The sequence below is a fragment of the Actinoalloteichus sp. AHMU CJ021 genome (assembly GCF_002895405.1).
Taxonomy (GTDB): Bacteria; Actinomycetota; Actinomycetes; order Mycobacteriales; family Pseudonocardiaceae; genus Actinoalloteichus_B; species Actinoalloteichus_B caeruleus.
The window spans coordinates 6,542,747-6,561,425 of record NZ_CP025990.1 but is presented as its reverse complement, the minus strand read 5'-3'; the positions used below and the strand labels follow the sequence as shown (position 1 = coordinate 6,561,425).

The 18,679-nt window shown below is 70.2% G+C and carries 6 protein-coding genes and 2 pseudogenes; all 8 read left to right on the top strand.

The annotated features are described in order from the left end of the window. Nucleotides 1–4 precede the first annotated feature (4 nt). Nucleotides 5–8,500 (top strand): type I polyketide synthase, encoded by an 8,496-nt coding sequence (locus C1701_RS26155; RefSeq protein ID WP_103056850.1) that lies wholly within the window; start codon nt 5–7, stop codon nt 8,498–8,500. Then, a complete protein-coding gene (locus C1701_RS26150; RefSeq protein ID WP_103056849.1) occupies nt 8,458–11,886 on the top strand; it encodes an SDR family NAD(P)-dependent oxidoreductase in 3,429 nt (1,142 codons plus the stop codon). The genes C1701_RS26155 and C1701_RS26150 overlap by 43 nt, the downstream gene beginning before the upstream one ends. Before the next feature lie 498 nt (nt 11,887–12,384). Beyond that, nucleotides 12,385–12,801: a hypothetical protein gene (locus tag C1701_RS26145; protein WP_026419118.1), complete on the top strand. Its 417-nt coding sequence runs from the start codon at nt 12,385–12,387 to the stop codon at nt 12,799–12,801. A 19-nt stretch (nt 12,802–12,820) separates the two neighbouring features. Then, nucleotides 12,821–13,453, top strand: a complete 633-nt coding sequence (locus C1701_RS26140; protein WP_081715479.1) for a DUF3558 domain-containing protein — start codon at nt 12,821–12,823, stop codon at nt 13,451–13,453. A 402-nt stretch (nt 13,454–13,855) separates the two neighbouring features. Further along, entirely contained in the window at nt 13,856–14,533 is a 678-nt protein-coding gene (locus C1701_RS26135; protein WP_337661996.1) for a polyketide synthase dehydratase domain-containing protein, read from the top strand. Continuing rightward, nucleotides 14,533–15,582 carry a polyketide synthase dehydratase domain-containing protein gene (locus C1701_RS26130; protein WP_103056847.1) on the top strand — a complete coding sequence of 350 codons (1,050 nt, stop codon included), beginning with the start codon at nt 14,533–14,535 and terminating at the stop codon, nt 15,580–15,582. The genes C1701_RS26135 and C1701_RS26130 overlap by 1 nt, the downstream gene beginning before the upstream one ends. Further along, nucleotides 15,558–18,215: pseudogene (locus tag C1701_RS26125) on the top strand (beta-ketoacyl synthase N-terminal-like domain-containing protein); the annotation flags it as partial. The gene C1701_RS26130 and the pseudogene C1701_RS26125, both read left to right, overlap by 25 nt. A 19-nt stretch (nt 18,216–18,234) precedes the next feature. Next, nucleotides 18,235–18,618: pseudogene (locus C1701_RS28280) on the top strand (ketoacyl-synthetase C-terminal extension domain-containing protein); the annotation flags it as partial. Nucleotides 18,619–18,679: the final 61 nt, after the last annotated feature.

Below are 18,679 nucleotides of genomic sequence, written 5' to 3'. Positions count from 1 at the left end.
CCCCATGGCGAACGAGGAGAAGTTCCTCGACTACCTCAAGCGCGCCACCGCTGACCTGCGGGAGACCCGCAGGAGGTTGAGGGAGGTCGAGGACCGGGACGCCGAACCCATCGCCATCATCGGCATGAGCTGCCGATACCCCGGCGGGATCACCAGTCCCGAGGACCTGTGGCGCCTCGTCGCCAACGACGGCGACGGCATCGGGGACTTCCCCACCGACCGGAACTGGGACATCGACCGCTTCTTCGAGGCGGATCCCGACGAGGCCGGCGCCTCCTACGTGCGCGGGGGAGGTTTCCTCGACGGCGCCACCCGGTTCGACTCGAGCTTCTTCGGCATCTCCCCGCGTGAGGCGTTGGCGATGGACCCGCAGCAGCGAGTGCTGTTGGAGGCGTCCTGGGAGGTGTTCGAACGTGCGGGCATCACCCCCGCGTCGGTCCGGGGCAGCAGGACCGGTGTGTTCGCCGGCCTCATGTACCACGACTACCTGCCGCTGATCCAGTCCGTACCTGACGGCGTCGAGGGTTACCTCGGCACCGGGAACTCCGGGAGCGTCCTCTCCGGCCGCGTCGCGTACTACTTCGGCCTGGAGGGCCCGGCGGTCACCGTCGACACGGCGTGCTCGTCCTCCCTGGTCGCACTGCACCTCGCCGCACAGGCGCTCCGCAGGGGCGAGTGCTCGATGGCGCTCGCCGGTGGCGTCACCGTCATGGCGACCCCCGGCACGTTCATCGACTTCAGCCGCCAGCGGGGTCTCGCCTTCGACGGCCGGTGCAAGTCGTTCGCCGCGTCCGCCGACGGAACCGGGTGGTCGGAGGGCGTGGGTGTCCTGCTGGTCATGCGCCTGTCGGACGCGCTGGAGCGGGGACACCGCGTCCTCGCGGTGGTGCGGGGCTCCGCGGTCAACTCGGACGGGGCCAGCAGCGGGCTGACCGCCCCCAACGGCCGGTCGCAACAGCGGGTGATCCGGCAGGCCCTGGCCAACGCCCGGGTCGCCCCGGAGCACGTCGACGTCGTGGAGGCGCACGGCACCGGGACCACCTTGGGCGATCCGATCGAGGCGCAGGCCCTGCTGGCGACCTACGGCCAGGACCGGGCGGAGGAACGCCCGTTGTGGTTGGGGTCGGTCAAGTCGAACATCGGCCACACCCAGGCCGCGGCCGGAGCGGCCGGGGTCATCAAGATGGTGATGGCGATGCGCCACGGCGTGTTGCCGAGGACCCTGCACGTCGACGAGCCGACCCCCGAGGTGGACTGGTCGGCGGGAGCGGTCTCGCTGTTGACCGAAGCGGTTCCGTGGCCGGAGGCGGACCGTCCCCGGCGGGCCGCCGTGTCCTCGTTCGGGATCAGTGGCACCAACGCCCACGTGATCATCGAACAGGCGCCACCGGTCTCCGAACCGGCGGAGCGGGTTGCGCCCTCGGTCGTGCCGTGGGTTCTGTCGGCGAAGTCCTCCGAGGCACTGGACGCCCAGGCTGTTCGGCTCTCCGCTCACCTCGACGACGTCACCGTCGACCCGCTCGACGTGGCCCACACCCTCGCGACGGCCAGGACGTCCTTCGAGCATCGTGCGGTGGTGTTCGACCGGGAGCAGCTCACCGGCCTGGGGTCGGGTGCGGTGCGGGGCAGCGCGTCCGCCGGGTTGACTGCGGTGTTGTTCACCGGTCAGGGCTCGCAACGCCCCGGAATGGGCCGGGAACTGGCCGAGGCGTTCCCGGTGTTCGCCGAGGCCTTCGACGCGGTGTGCGCCGAACTCGACCGGCACCTCGACCGCCCGATCCGCGACACCGTCTTCCACGACGACGATGGTGCTGGGGTCCTGGATCAGACGGTGTACGCCCAGGCGGGGTTGTTCGCCCTGCAGGTGGCCCTGTTCCGGTTGATCGAGTCCTGGGGGGTGGTCCCGGACTCCCTGCTGGGTCATTCCATCGGGGAGCTGGCCGCGGCGCACGTGGCCGGGGTGTGGGACCTGCCCGATGCCGCTCGGGTGGTGGCGGCACGGGGCCGGTTGATGCAGGCCCTACCCGAGGGCGGGGCGATGGTGGCGGTGGAGGCCACCGAGGACGAGATCATTCCCCTGTTGGTGGGGGCGGGGGTGTCGCTGGCGGCGGTGAACGGCCCGACGGCGGTGGTGCTCTCCGGTGAGCGCTCGGCGGTGGCCGGGGTGGTGGACCGGTTGGGTGACCGCCGGGTGCGGTGGTTGCGGGTCAGTCACGCCTTCCATTCCGAGTTGATGGACCCGATGATGGCGGAGTACCGGGCGGTGCTCTCCTCGGTGGTGTTCCGGGAGCCGGTGGTGCCGGTGGTGTCCACGGTGACCGGTGCACTGGCCGGGACTGGGTGGTGTGACCCGGAGTACTGGGTGCGGCAGGTCCGGGAGACCGTCCGGTTCGGTGCCGCCGTGGAGCGGACTCGGGAGTTGGGGGTGTCCCGGTTCCTGGAGTTGGGTCCGGACGGGGTGCTCTCGGCGATGGGGCAGGACTGCGCCCCCGAGGGTGTGTTCGTTCCGGTGTTGCGCCGGGACCGCCCCGAGCCGGAGACGGTGGTGGGGGCGTTGGCGTCGTTGTGGGTGACGGGCATGCCCGTGGACTGGGCCGCCTACCTCGCCGAGACGAACGCGCGCCTGGTGGACCTGCCCACCTACGCCTTCCAACAGGAGCACTACTGGCCCGACACATCCACCGGCTGGTCTGGTGACGTGTCGGCGGTCGGACTGCGCTCGGCCGACCACCCGCTGCTGGGAACGGCTGTCGGGGTGGCGCGAACCGACGAGTTCCTGTTCACCGGACGGTTGTCACTGGAGTCACAACCGTGGTTGGCCGGGCACGTGGTGGGCGGATCGGTTCTCGTCCCCGGGACGGCGTTCGTCGAACTGGTCCTGCGCGCCGGCGAGCAGGCCGGGTGCGGAGTGGTCGACGACCTGACCCTGGAAACCCCGCTGCTGCTGCCCGAACGGGGCGGAGTCGCCGTCCAGGTCTTCGTCGCCGCTCCCGACGAGGACGGCCACCGGGCCGTCACAGTGCACTCGTGTGCGGACGACGAGGAGTGGGTGCGGCACGCCTCCGGCGTCGTGGGTGCCGTCGTGCCCCCCGCACGGGCCCTCGACGTGTGGCCGCCCGAGAACGCGGCCAGCATCGACGTGGAGGAGCTGTACGACGGGCTCCAGGCGGCCGGGCTCGCGTACGGGCCCGAGTTCCGCGGTGTCCGGTCGCTGTGGCGGCGGGATGACGAGGTGTTCGCCGAGGTCGTACTCCCCGAAGGTCTCTCCGCCGACGGGTTCGGGGTGCACCCGGCCCTGTTGGACGCGGCCCTGCACGGTGTGGCGTTGTTCGATGGCGAAGGCGGGCTGCCGTTCGCGTGGTCGGGTGTGTCGGTGTTCGCCGTCGGTGCGACCACGGCCCGGGTGCGGATCTCCCGTGCTGGTTCCGGGTTCTCGTTGCTGCTGGCCGATGGTGTCGGCCAGCCGGTGGCGGCGGTGGATTCCCTGGTGTTGCGGCCGTTCACGGCGGTGCCGGTGTCGGCGTCAGGAGCGGAGTCGCTGTACGGGATCGAGTGGGTCCCGGTGTCGGGTGAGGCCCTGACCGGTGACCACCAGGTCGTGTCGTTGCCGCCGGGTGGTGAGGTGCGGGAACGGTTGGCCGAGGCGCTGGCCCTGGTGCAGGACACCGACGACGATCGGGTGCGGGTCGTGGTGACCCGGGGTGCCACCGACGGTCGGGACCTGACCCAGGCCGCGGTGTGGGGACTGGTGCGCACGGCCCAGTCGGAGAACCCGGGCAGGTTCGTGCTGGTCGACCTCGACCCCGACACCGACAGCGATGGTGTGGAGCTTCCGGAGTTGGTGGCCGGAGAACCGCAGCTGGCCGTCCGTGACGGTCGGCTGCTGGCACCCCGGCTGGCCCGGGTGGCCCCGGAACCGGGGGAACCGCTCCCCGAGGGGGGCACGGTGTTGGTCACCGGTGCCAGTGGTGTGCTGGGCGGGTTGGTGGCCCGGCACCTGGTCGAGCGGTACGGGGTGCGGCACCTGGTGCTGCTCAGCCGCAGCGGCGGTGACAGTGGTGTGGGTGAGCTCGATGCCGAGGTCCGCACGGTGGCCTGTGACGTGGCCGATCGGGACGCGGTGGCTGAGGTGGTGGCCGGGATCGGGTCGGAGCATCCGTTGGTGGGTGTGGTGCACACCGCGGGGGTGCTCGATGACGCGATGGTGTCGTCGTTGACCCCGGAGCGGTTCGATGCGGTGTTGCGTCCGAAGGTGGAGGGCGCGTGGAACCTGCATGAGGTGACCCGGGATCTGGACCTGGCGATGTTCGTGGTGTTCTCGTCGGTGGCCGGGGTGCTGGGTTCTCCTGGGCAGGGCAATTACGCGGCGGCGAACGCGTTCCTGGATGGTCTGGCCCAGTACCGGCGTGGCCTGGGGTTGGCGGGTCAGTCGTTGGCGTGGGGGTTGTGGGCCGAGGGCGGGATGACCGCTGACAGTCGACGACTCGCACGTGCCGGCTATCCGCCGTTGACGGTGGAGCAGGGCCTGGCGTTGTTCGACGCCGCGCTGACGAGTGACCGTGCCGCCCTCGTCCCCGTGAACCTCGATCTCTCGGTGCTGCGGTCGCGTGCCGCGACCGAGGGAGTGCCTCCCCTGCTGCGCTCGCTGGTCAGGGTGGCGCGTCGCCGGATCGCCCGTGGTGACGCGGGCCTGGTGGGGAACCTGGGTGGTCTGAAGGCCGAAGACCGGGTCCGCGTGGTGCTCGACCAGGTGCGGGGCCAGGTGGCGGCGGTGCTCGGTCACACCTCCGGCGATGCCGTCCAACCGCGGCAGTCCTTCACCGATCTGGGTTTCGACTCGTTGACGGCAGTGGAGCTGCGGAACCGGTTGAACGCGGTGACGGGGTTGCGGTTGCCGGCGACCCTGGTGTTCGACTACCCGACCCCGGCCGACCTGGCCGAGTTCGTGCTCGACGAGCTGAACGGTTCAGCCTCGCTGGCTGTGGCGCCGGCCCCCACGGTGGTCGGGACCGACGAGCCGATCGCGATCGTGGGGATGTCCTGCCGTTACCCGGGTGGGGTGTCCAGTCCGGACGAGTTGTGGGACCTGGTCGCGGCCGGTGGGGACGCGATCGGTGCGTTCCCCACCGACCGGGGATGGGGACTGGAGGGCGCGGGAGGTTTCCTCCACGACGCCGCCGAGTTCGACCCGGGGTTCTTCGGGATCTCGCCGCGTGAGGCCTTGGCGATGGACCCGCAGCAGCGGCTGCTGCTGGAGGCCTCGTGGGAGGCCTTCGAACACGCCGGCATTGATCCCACCGGTCTCAAGGGCAGCAGGACCGGTGTCTTCGCCGGTCTGATGTACCACGACTACCTGTCCGAGTCGAGCACGGTCCCCGATGGCGTTGAGGCCTTCCTCGGCATGGGGAACGCCGGCAGTGTGCTGTCCGGTCGGGTCGCTTACACGTTCGGGTTCGAGGGTCCGACGTTGACGGTGGACACGGCGTGTTCCTCGTCGTTGGTGGCCCTGCACCTGGCCGTGCAGGCCCTGCGGTCCGGGGAGTGCTCGATGGCCCTGGCCGGGGGTGTGACCGTGATGGCCACTCCGGCGACGTTCGCGGAGTTCAGCCGGCAGGGCGGGTTGTCCTTCGACGGTCGGTGCAAGTCCTTCGCGCAGGCCGCGGACGGGACCGGGTGGTCCGAGGGTGTCGGTGTCCTGCTGGTGGAGAAGCTCTCGGATGCCCGCAGGCTGGGGCATCCGGTGTTGGCGGTGGTGCGGGGCACGGCGGTCAACCAGGACGGGGCGTCCAACGGGTTGACCGCGCCGAACGGTCCCTCGCAGCAGCGGGTGATCCGGCAGGCCCTGGCCAACGCCCGGGTGGCCCCGGAGCACGTTGACGTGGTGGAGGCGCACGGTACCGGGACGACGCTGGGTGATCCGATCGAGGCGCAGGCGTTGTTGGCGACGTATGGGCGGGATCGGGATCGGGCGTTGTTGTTGGGTTCGGTGAAGTCGAACCTGGGTCACACGCAGGCCGCCGCGGGGGTGGCGGGTGTGATCAAGATGGTGCAGGCGATGCGGCATGGGGTGGTGCCGGCGACGTTGCACGTGGATGAGCCCAGTCGTGAGGTGGATTGGGAATCGGGTGCGGTGGATCTGGTGCGGGAGCCGGTGTCCTGGCCGGAGACCGGTCGTGCCCGGCGGGCGGGGGTGTCCTCGTTCGGGATCAGTGGCACCAACGCGCATGTGATCCTCGAAGGAGTCGAACTCGGGGACGAGCCGGCTCCGGCGCAGGCCCTACCGGTGACCCCGTGGGTGGTCTCGGCCAAGTCCGAGCAGGCCCTGACCGCGCAGGTCGACAGGATCCGTGCCCACGTGGAGACCACTGGTGCGGATCCGGTGGACGTGGGCTACTCGCTGGCCACCGGCCGAGCCGTGTTCGAACACCGGGCGGTTCTGGTCGGCGAGGAGGTCGTCCAGGGCAGTGCCGCCCCGGGTCGGTTGGCGGTGTTGTTCACCGGTCAGGGCTCGCAACGCCCCGGTATGGGCCGGGAGCTGGCCGAGGCGTTCCCGGTGTTCGCCGAGGCCTTCGACGCGGCGTGCGCCGAACTCGACCGGCACCTCGACCGCCCGATCCGTAACGTCGTCTTCCACGACGATGATGGTGCTGGGGTTCTGGATCGGACGGTGTACGCCCAGGCGGGGTTGTTCGCCCTGCAGGTGGCCCTGTTCCGGTTGATCGAGTCCTGGGGGGTGGTCCCGGACTCCCTGCTGGGTCATTCCATCGGGGAGCTGGCCGCGGCGCACGTGGCCGGGGTGTGGGACCTGCCCGATGCCGCTCGGGTGGTGGCGGCACGGGGCCGGTTGATGCAGGCCCTGCCCGAGGGTGGGGCGATGGTCGCGGTGGAGGCCACCGAGGACGAGGTCATCCCGTTGGTGAGGGCGGGGGTGTCGCTGGCGGCGGTGAACGGCCCGACGGCGGTGGTGCTCTCCGGTGAGCGCTCGGCGGTGGCCGGGGTGGTGGACCGGTTGGGTGACCGTCGGGTGCGGTGGTTGCGGGTCAGTCACGCCTTCCACTCCGGGTTGATGGACCCGATGATGGCGGAGTACCGGGCGGTGCTCTCCTCGGTGGTGTTCCGGGAGCCGGTGGTGCCGGTGGTGTCCACGGTGACCGGTGCACTGGCCGGGACTGGGTGGTGTGACCCGGAGTACTGGGTGCGGCAGGTCCGGGAGACGGTCCGGTTCGCCGAGGGCATGGCCGCGTTGGGCGGGGTGGGGGTGTCCCGGTTCCTGGAGTTGGGTCCGGACGGGGTGCTCTCGGCGATGGGGCAGGACTGCGCCCCCGAGGGTGTGTTCGTTCCGGTGTTGCGCCGGGACCGCCCCGAACCGGAGACGGTGGTGGGGGCGTTGGCGCGGGTGTTCGTCCACGGGACCGAGGTCGACTGGGCCGGCTATTACGGGGGGTGTGGGGCACGTCGGGTTCCGCTGCCCACCTACGCCTTCCAACACGAACGCTACTGGCCACGAGCAGGTCTTGGTACTGGTTTCGGCTCCCTCGGGCACTCAATGCTCGGTACCGGAGTGGTTCTCGCGGGCGACGAGGGCGTCATGCTGTCCGGCGTGCTCTCGGCGGCCGACCTGCCGTGGTTGTCGGAGCATGTGGTGCTCGGCTCCGTCATGGTGCCGGGAGCGGCGCTCGTCGAGGCGGTCCTCTTCGCTGGTGAGCGGGTCGGGTGCGACCTGCTGGACGAACTCACCCTCCAGGTTCCGTTGCTGCTGCCCGAGCATGGCGCGGTGACCGTCCAGGTGTTCGTGAGTGGACCCGACGACGAGGGGCGCCGCACGGTCACCGTGCACTCGCGAGCGGACGAGAACGGCGAATGGGCGCGGCACGCGACCGGGGTGTTGTCCACCGGTTCGCCCACCCCAGGTCAGGTACTCACGGTGTGGCCCCCGGAACGGGCCACCGAGGTCGACGTCACGGATCTGTACGACCGGTTGGATGAGGCGGGCCTGTCCTACGGTCCGGTGTTCCAGGGGCTGCGTCGGGCCTGGCGTCTTGGTGAGGACGAGGTGTTCGCCGAGGTCGCCCTGCCGGTGGATGTCGCGGTCGACGGGTTCGGGGTGCACCCGGCCCTGTTGGACGCGGCCCTGCACGGTATCGGCCTGCTCGGAGGCGAAGGTGCGTTGCCGTTCGCGTGGTCCGAGGTGTCGATCTCGGCAGTGGGAGCCTCATCGCTGCGGGTGCGGATCTGCCGCGCCGGTTCCGGGTTCTCGTTGCTGCTGGCCGACGGCGCCGGCCAGCCGGTGGCGTCGATCGGTGCTCTCTCCCTGCGTGCCCCGTCGGTGGACCGGTCCACTACGTCACCGCATCGGAACGCGCTGTTCGGCGTGGACTGGGTCCCGGTGTCGGGTGAGGCCCTGACCGGTGACCACCAGGTCGTGTCGTTGCCGCCGGGTGGTGAGGTGCGGGACGGGTGCGGTGGTTGCGGGTCAGCCACGCCTTCCACTCCGGGTTGATGGACCCGATGCTGGCGGAGTACCGGGCGGTGCTCTCCTCGGTGGTGTTCCGGGAGCCGGTGGTGCCGGTGGTGTCCACGGTGACCGGTGCACTGGCCGGGACTGGGTGGTGTGACCCGGAGTACTGGGTGCGGCAGGTCCGGGAGACGGTCCGGTTCGCCGAGGGCATGGCCGCGCTGGGCGGGGTGGGGGTGTCCCGGTTCCTGGAGTTGGGTCCGGACGGGGTGCTCTCGGCGATGGGGCAGGACTGCGCCCCCGAGGGTGTGTTCGTTCCGGTGTTGCGCCGGGACCGCCCCGAGCCGGAGACGGTGGTGGGGGCGTTGGCGCGGGTGTTCGTCCACGGGACCGAGGTCGACTGGGCCGGCTATTACGGGGGGTGTGGGGCACGTCGGGTTCCGCTGCCCACCTACGCCTTCCAACACGAACGCTACTGGCTTCGGTCCACCGGCCGAGCAGCCAGCGATCCCTCGTCCCTGGGACTCGACGCCGGCGCGCACCCGCTGCTCGGAGCCCTCGTCGGCTCGGCCCGGACTGACGAGTTCCTGTTCACCGGGAGCTTCTCCCGCGAGACGCACCCTTGGCTGACCGAACACGAGGTACTCGGCACCGCGCTGCTACCCGGCACCGCGTTCGTCGAACTCGCCCTCCACGCCGGGCAACGACTCGACTGCCCGATCCTCGAAGAGCTGACCCTGCACGCGCCCCTCGTCCTCCCGGTGCGCGGCACCGTCACCGTTCAGCTCGCCGCGGCGGCCGCGAACTCCGACGGTCGGCGCGCGGTGGACGTCTACTCGAGGACCGGGGACGACGAGTGGTCCCACCACGCCACCGGCACCCTGCGGCCAGGCACCGCCGTTTCCGGCCAGGCACTCGTGACCTGGCCGCCGACGGACGCGGAGCCGATCACCGTCGAGGATCTCTACGATCGACTCGCGGAGTGGGGACTGTCCTACGGGCCCACCTTCCGAGGGCTGGCCGCCGCCTGGAGCCAGGGCGACGAGGTCTACGCCGACGTCCGGCTGCCCGAGGGCGTCAGCGTTGACGGGTTCGGACTTCACCCCGCCCTGTGGGACGCCGCCCTGCACGGCATGGCCCTCACCGGGGGCAACGACACGGTCGCCTTGCCTTTCTCGTGGTCCGATGTGTCCCTGTCGGCGGTCGGCGCCAGCGCGCTCCGCGTTCGCATCACCCCGTCCACCCGTGGCACCTCGTTGACCCTGGCCGACGAGACCGGTCAGCCGGTCGCCGAGGTCGGTTCCCTCGCCGTACGACCCGTGACCGGGGAGGTCCCCAGCGCCAACGCCGGCAACGCGATGTTCGCCGTCGACTGGGAGGCGACCAGCCGGGCCGAGGTCGACCCCACCCTCCGGTGGGGCGCCTGGGGCGAACACGCCGAGGAAGCGCCCGACATCGTGACGCTCGTCGTCCAGGACACGGGACGCGACGTCGTCGCGAACACGCACACCGCCGTGCACGAGGTACTGGAAATCGTGCGGCAGTGGGTTTCGGACGAGCGGTACGCCGACGCCCGCCTCGTCGTCGTGACGCGAGGAGCGACTGACGGCGGCAGTCCCACCTCGGCCGCAGTCTGGGGACTGGTCAGGTCCGCGCAGTCCGAGTACCCGGGCCGCCTCGTCCTCGTCGATGCCGACGAGGACACGCCCAACCGCGCCCACCTCGAAGAAGCCGTCGCCACCGGGGAGCCGCAGGTCGCGGTCCGTTCCGGCGAACTGAGGGTGCCTCGCCTGGTACGGGTCTCCGCCACCCCGGCGGAGACCACCATCGACCCCGCAGGCACCGTGCTCGTCACCGGCGCCAGTGGCGCGCTGGGAGCGCGGGTGGCACGTCACCTGGTCGCCGAGCACGGCGTTCGGCACCTGCTCCTGGTCAGCCGTGGCGGCGGCGTCCCGACGGAGTTGTCCGACCTGGACGCCGACGTGCGCACCGCGGCGTGCGATGTCACCGACCGCGACGCGCTCGCCCGCGTGCTCACCGATGTTCCTCCGGAGCACCCGCTCGTCGGTGTCGTGCACGCGGCAGGTGTGCTGGACGACGGGGTCATCACGTCCCTCACCCCCGCACGGGTCGACACCGTGCTGAGCCCCAAGGTGGACGGCGCGTGGCACCTGCACGAGCTGACGAGGGAACTGGACCTCTCGCTGTTCGTGGTGTTCTCCTCGGTCGCCGGGGTGCTCGGTTCCCCCGGGCAGGGCAACTACGCGGCGGCGAACGCGTTCCTGGACGCCCTCGCCCAGCATCGGCGGGACCTCGGTCTGCCTGGTCAGTCGTTGGCGTGGGGACCGTGGGCCGAAGGCGGCATGCTCGGCACGCTCAGCGACGCTGACCTGCGCAGGATGGCCCGCACCGGCATCCCGGCGCTGGACGGCGACGAAGGCCTCGCCCTCTTCGACACCGCGCTGGGGCTGGACCACGCGGCGCTCGCACCCGTCCGACTGGACCTGCCCGTGTGGCGGGAACGAGCCGCGACGGACGGGGTGCCGCCGCTGCTCCGGCGGCTGGTCCGCACCGCGCGTCGACAGGTCGCCAGTCGCGGTGACGAGCGCGGTGACTTGGCGGTGCGACTCAGCGGCCTGCCGGACGAGGACAGGCGCGCGGCCGTGCTGACGCTCGTGCGAGCACAGGTCGCGGCCGTGCTGGGTCACCAGTCCGGTGACGACGTCGTGCCGCACCACGCCTTCAGCGACATCGGCTTCGATTCCCTGACCGCCGTGGAACTGCGGAACCGTCTGAACACGGCCACCGGTCTGCGGCTCCCGGCGACCCTGATCTTCGACTACCCGTCCCCTGACGTGCTCACCGATTTCGTCCTCGCGGAGGTGCTCGACCTGCGAGTGGATGCGCCCGAGGTCACGCCCGCGGTGGTGTCCGGACTTGACGAGCCGATCGCGATCGTGGGCATGGCCTGCCGCTACCCGGGGGGCGTGTCGAACCCGGACGAGCTGTGGGACTTCGTGCGGAACGGCGGCGACGGGATCACCCCGTTCCCGGCGGACCGGGGCTGGCACCTCGACACGGTGTACGGAGGGGAAGGCGAGGACAGGTCAACGGTCCTCGAGGGTGGCTTCCTCCATGACGCCCCGTGGTTCGATCCGGGGTTCTTCGGGATCTCGCCGCGTGAGGCCCTGGCGATGGACCCGCAGCAGCGGCTGTTGCTGGAGGCCTCGTGGGAGGCCTTCGAGAACGCTGGTATCGATCCGGGGTCGCTGCGGGGCAGCAGGACCGGCGTGTTCGCCGGCGTCATGTACAACGACTACTCGGCCAAGGTCGCCGAGGTCCCCGATGGCGTTGAGGCCTTCCTCGGCATGGGGAACGCCGGCAGTGTGCTGTCCGGTCGGGTCGCTTACACGTGCGGTCGGATCGTGTGATCCGACCGCCCGTCCCCGTCAGTGGCTCCGGGGTGCCAGTGCCCGCGACTGGCTTCCCGGGCCTCGACGCCACTCCGACGGTCCATTCGTGACTCGAGCCTCCACCTCATCACCACCTGATGCGAGAGCCGGCAGGATGTGGACACCGCCACCGGCGCACCTGGGTCCGGCGCCTGTCGGCGTGGCCCCAACCGCGCTAACAGACCCCGCTCCACCCCGAAGGCTCGTTACCTGATCGTGTCCTTCGCACACGGGAACCTAGGGACCTCCACTCGCGTCATACATCCTGCGGAGGCTCCGCCCGGGTCCTCCCGCAGGACTGCGGCAGCTTGGTCGGTTTCCCCCTGTCGGGACCGGTGACGCTGCTACGGTGCTGTTTGACCCGGCGGTGTCGCCGAGGGTCTGACGCGAGGGGGCGTGCGGGCCAGCGAGGCCCGAGCAGCCTCGGGCGCCCGCACAGTGTGCTGTTGGTTGAAGATCTCCTGGGGAGGAACCGCCGTGAGCGGCAGCTACGAAGTGGACCCCGAGGCCCTGCCTCGGGCCATCGCGGAACTCAAGGAAGCTCTGGATTGCGTGCTGGACCTGCAGACGGTCGCTACTCGGATGGGCATGGACAAGCCCTCGCGGGGGGACGACGCGGTCAGCTTGAACGCAGGGGACCAGTTCAGGGAACTCGCAGCTTCGCCTCAATCCGGCTCCCTCGGCCGCACCGCAATGCAGCTGCGGGACGAGCTCATGCAGACGATCCATCACTTCGAATCGATGTTGGCCGAGTACCTCAATCTCGAAGACACCGCTACATTGCCCCAATACGAGGGCGATATCACGTCGTTCAAGAACTCCCCCACCTACCAGGAGATTGCTGCTGCAGCCAATCGGGCCCGCGCAGCAGCGGGTGGCTACATCCCGATCTGAGCAAGGAGCCAAGCGCATCATGACGTCCCGTCACCTAAAGATCGTACTTGGGCTTATGGCTCCTCTCGCTCTGCTCCTCACAGCATGTGCGGACGTTAGCACTGAGGACAGTACGAGCAGCGCTGAGGAGACTTCGGTTGTAAGTAGCACCCCGGGAGAAACGGCAGGGTCGGACGAAAATCAAAGTCAGCTTGCGCCGCCGGTCTCGGCACCCGTTGACGCCGCCGGACTCGAACCATGTGAGCTAATGTCCGACGGTGCCGCAACCAGCGCTGGTTACGACCCCGACTCCAAAGAACTACGTCCGAACCACTCGCTTGACGAGGCACCCCTCGACATGTGCCGATGGCTTAGCAACGACGTCGGCTCCGTCACCCTGAATGCGTCCTCGGTCCCCGAGGGCCTATCAACTGTGTACGCGAACTACTCAAACTACGTCGTGTTCGAGCCTCGGACGGTCGGCGAATACCCAGCAGTACACACTAACGACGTCGAAGATTCGGCGCGGTGTCCACTCTTCGTGGGCATCGCCGATGACCAGGTGCTTCTGGTCGATGCACTGACCGGTCCGACTGACGACGCATGTCAGATCGCAACCGAGGTTGCCCAGGCAATTATGAACGAGCTTCCTCCCGCAGCACAGGAGCAGTAGGCATGCACCTCGAGACCACATGTGAGTATTTCGGCGGGAAGACCGCGAAGCAGCTGCATACCGAGATCAACGGTGAAGGCCACGGCGGCGACCAGTCGGAAGCTTCCATCTCCTGGCAGAACATCGGCACGACCTTCGGGGACCTCGCGGAGTACATCAAGGGTTCGATGACCCGCGCGGCCGACGCTCACCAGGGCGAAGCTGCGGAGAACTCTCGTGCCGCGACCCTGCCGCTGGTCACCTACACGGAGCAGGCGAAGGACCAGGCACGCGCGATCGGCCAGGGCATCTCCACGCAGGGAACGCACCGCACCTCCGCCGTCCTGAACATCCCCGAGGGACAGGATGAGCCCAAGAAGGAGGGGTTCGAGGTCATCCTCCCCTCCAGCTGGACCGGGCACGGTGGGGGTGCTCTCGGCGATGGGGCAGGACTGCGCCCCCGAGGGTGTGTTCGTTCCGGTGTTGCGCCGGGACCGCCCCGAGCCGGAGACGGTGGTGGGGGCGTTGGCGCGGGTGTTCGTCCACGGGACCGAGGTCGACTGGGCCGGTTATTACGGGGGGTGTGGGGCACGTCGGGTTCCGCTGCCCACCTACGCCTTCCAACACGAACGCTACTGGCTCCAGCCCACCGGCCTCTCCGGTAACCCCGGGCGGCTGGGGCTCGAAGCGAGCGAACACCCCTTGCTCGGCGCGGTCCTCGGCCTCGCGGGTAGTGGTGATCTCGCGCTGACAGGCAGGGTGTCCCTCGACTCCTGGCCGTGGCTGGCCGACCACCAGGTACTCGGATCGGTGCTGGTTCCCGGAGCCGCGCTCGCGGATCTCGCGTTGTACGCGGGGCAGCAGTCGGGTTGCCCGGTACTGGAGGAACTGACCCTGGAAGCACCGCTGGTGCTCCGGGAGAACGAGAAGCCCACGGTCCAGATCGTGGTCGAGGCTGGCGAGGACAGCGGCCGCAGCACGATCAACATCCACTCACGCCGCACCGGGGATGATGACTGGGTGCGGCACGCCACCGGTGTGCTCGCGGCGAGCACACCGGTGGTGACCGAGTCGTTGTCCACGCCTTCCACTCCGAGTTGATGGACCCGATGCTGGCGGAGTACCGGGCGGTGCTCTCCTCGGTGGTGTTCCGGGAGCCGGTGCTGCCGGTGGTGTCCACGGTGACCGGTGCACTGGCCGGGACTGGGTGGTGTGACCCGGAGTACTGGGTACGGCAGGTCCGGGAGACCGTCCGGTTCGGTGCCGCCGTGGAGCGGACTCGGGAGTTGGGGGTGTCCCGGTTCCTGGAGTTGGGTCCGGACGGGGTGCTCTCGGCGATGGGGCAGGACTGCGCCCCCGAGGGTGTGTTCGTTCCGGTGTTGCGCCGGGACCGCCCCGAACCGGAGACGGTGGTGGGGGCGTTGGCGCGGGTGTTCGTCCACGGGACCGAGGTCGACTGGGCCGGCTATTACGCGGGGTGCGGGGCACGTCGGGTTCCGCTGCCCACCTACGCCTTCCAACGTGAGCATTTCTGGCTGAACTCCGTCACCGACGGCGTCGACGGCGCCGGATTCGGACTGCGGAGAGCCGAACACCCGATGCTCGGCGCCACGGCGTCGTTGGCTGACTCGAACGCCGAGGTGTACGGGGGGAGGCTCTCCCTCGACACGCATCCCTGGCTGGCTGAGCACACGGTGCTCGGAACCACTCTTGTGCCCGGCGCGGTCTTCGCCGACCTGGCCACCCATATCGCCGACCAGGTCGGCTGTGCCGGTGTGGAGGAGCTGACCCTCGAGGCCGGCCTCGTCCTGCCCGGACATGGCGCCGTCCAGCTCCAACTCGTGGTCGGTGACCAGGATGAACGCGGCAGCCGACCTCTCACGATCCACTCCAGGACCGGGGATGATGACTGGGTGCGGCACGCCACCGGTGTGCTCGCGGCGAGCACACCGGTGGTGACCGAGTCGTTGTCCGAGTGGCCGCCCACGGGAGCGACCCGGGTCGACGTCACGGATCTGTACGACCGGTTGGATGAGGCGGGCCTGTCCTACGGTCCGGTGTTCCAGGGGCTGCGTCGGGCCTGGCGTCTTGGTGAGGACGAGGTGTTCGCCGAGGTCGCCCTGCCGCGGTGGAGCTGCGGAACCGGTTGAACGCGGTGACGGGGTTGCGGTTGCCGGCGACCCTGGTGTTCGACTACCCGACGGCTACCGTCCTCGCCGAGCACATCCGGGCCGAGATCGCTGGGGACGCCGCCGCCGTGCTCCCGGCTCCCCCGGCGATCACCGCGGGCGAGTCCGACGACGACCTCATCGCGATCGTGGGCATGTCCTGCCGGTACCCGGGTGGAGTCGGTACCCCGGACGAGCTGTGGGATCTCCTCCGCGATGGCGGCGACGGGATCACCCCGCTCCCCGGCGACCGCGGCTGGGATCTGGACCGGTTGTTCGACCCGGACCCGGACAATCCGGGTACCAGTTACACCACCGAGGGTGGGTTCCTGCACGACGCCGCCGAGTTCGACCCGGGCTTCTTCGAGATCGGGCCTCGGGAGGCGATGGCCATGGACCCGCAGCAGCGGCTGCTGCTGGAGGCGTCCTGGCAGGCCGTCGAGTCGGCGGGGATCGACCCCACGTCGTTGCGGGGCAGCCAGACGGGGGTCTTCGCCGGCGTCATGTACCACGACTACGCCTCGCAGCTCGCGCTGTCGGCGGAACACGTCGAGGGGTACCTGGCCACCGGAACGGCCGGCAGCGTCGTCTCCGGGCGCGTCGCCTACACCTTCGGCCTGGAGGGGCCGACCGTCACCGTCGACACGGCGTGCTCGTCGTCCCTGGTCGCGTTGCACCTCGCCGCCCAGTCACTGCGACTGGGGGAGTGCACGATGGCTCTCGCCGGTGGGGCGACCGTGCTGTCGACCCCGGGCAGTTTCGTCGAGTTCAGCAGGCAGCGTGGCCTGGCTCCCGACGGCCGCTGCAAGTCCTTCGCGGCGGGTGCGGACGGCACGAGCTGGGGTGAGGGCGTCGGCATGCTCCTCGTGGAAAGGCTGTCCGACGCGCGGCGCAACGGTCATCCGGTTCTCGCCGTCCTGCGCGGTTCGGCTGTGAACTCCGATGGTGCGTCCAACGGGTTGACGGCGCCGAACGGTCCGTCGCAGCAGCGGGTGATCCGGCAGGCGTTGGCGAACGCGCGGTTGTCGGCGTCCGAGGTGGACGTGGTGGAGGCGCACGGGACGGGCACCACGTTGGGTGACCCGATCGAGGCGCAGGCGTTGTTGGCGACCTACGGGCAGGACCGGCCGGCGGACCGGCCGTTGTGGCTGGGGTCGATCAAGTCGAACATCGGCCACACCCAGGCCGCCGCCGGCGTGGCCGGTGTCATCAAGATGGTGCAGGCCATGCGGCACGGCATGCTGCCCAGGACCCTGCACGTCGACGAGCCGACACCCCAGGTCGACTGGTCGACGGGGGCCGTGCGGCTGCTCACCGACCAGGTGCGGTGGCCGGAGGAGAACCGGCCGCGCCGTGCGGGGGTGTCGTCCTTCGGAATCAGCGGCACCAACGCCCACGTGATCCTCGAACAGGCTCCCACCAGCGGAACGACCGTGTTCCTCTTCTCCGGGCAGGGCTCGCAGCGGGCGGGCATGGGCCGGGAGCTGTACGAGGCGGAGCCGGTGTTCGCCGAGGCCTTCGACGAGGTGTGCGCCGAACTCGACCGGCACCTCGACCGGCCGCTGCGCGAGGTGGTGTTCGGCGATGCCGAGGCGCTCGACCGGACCGTGTACACGCAGGCGGGGTTGTTCGCGCTGGAAGTCGCCCTGTTCCGCCTGCTGGCCCACCGCGATCTCGCGCCCGACGTCCTCCTCGGCCACTCGATCGGCGAACTGGCCGCGGCGCACGTCGCGGGGGTGTGGGACCTGGCCGACGCAGCCCGCGTCGTCGCGGCCAGGGGGCGTCTGATGCAGGCGCTTCCTGAGGGCGGCGCGATGATCGCCCTGCGGGCCACTGAGGACGAGGTCACCCCACTGTTGGGTGAAGGTGTGTCCCTCGCGGCGGTCAACGGACCGAACTCGGTCGTCCTGTCCGGGGAGGAGAACGCCGTCGTCTCGGTGGTCGCGCGGTTCGACGGGAGGAAGTCAACCCGTCTGCGGGTCAGCCACGCTTTCCACTCCGCGCTGGTGGACGGCATGCTCGACGAGTTCCACGCTGTCGTCGCGAGCGTCACGGCGAGGACGCCGAGCATCCCGATCGCCTCGTCGGTCACCGGGTCCCTGGTGACGGACGAGATGCGCGACCCCGACTACTGGGTGCGCAACGCTCGGGAGACCGTCCGTTTCCGGGACGCGGTCCTGGCGACGGGCGCGACGAAGCTCGTCGAGGTGGGGCCGGGCGATGTCCTGACGGGGATGGCGCGGGCGTGCCTTCCCGGTCAGGTGGACGTCCTCACCCTCACCGACCTGTCGACGAGGTCCCTACCGGTGACCCCGTGGGTGGTCTCGGCCAAGTCCGAGCAGGCCCTGACCGCGCAGGTCGACAGGATCCGTACCCACGTGGAGACCACCGGTCCGGATCCGGTGGATGTGGGCTACTCGCTGACCAGGAGGTCGGTGTTCGAACACCGGGCGGTTCTGGTCGGTGACGAGGTCGTCCAGGGCAGTGCCGCCCCGGGTCGGTTGGCGGTGTTGTTCACCGGTCAGGGCTCGCAACGCCCCGGAATGGGCCGGGAACTGGCCGAGGCGTTCCCGGTGTTCGCCGAGGCCTTCGACGCGGTGTGCGCCGAACTCGACCGGCACCTCGACCGACCGCACCACCCTGGGTGACCCGATCGAGGCGCAGGCGTTGCTGGCGACCTACGGTCAGGACCGTCCGGTCGAGCGGCCGCTGTGGCTCGGCTCGATCAAGTCCAACATCGGCCACACCCAGGCCGCCGCCGGTATCGCCGGCGTGATCAAGGCCGTGATGGCGATGCGCCAGGGCCTGTTGCCCCGGACCCTGCACGCCGAGGAGCCCTCGCCGCACGTCGCCTGGGAGAGCGGCGACGTGTCACTGCTGACCGAGTCGAGGCAGTGGGAGTCGGAGGGCGCTCCCCGCCGCGCGGCCGTGTCGTCGTTCGGGATGAGTGGCACGAACGTGCACACCATCCTGGAACAGGCCCCGGTCTCACCTCTCCCTGAGGTTGCTCCGGCATCGTCCGGCGGTGGGAACGTGTCCCGCCCGGCGGCGCCCGGCGGGACCACCGACGAGGTCCCGG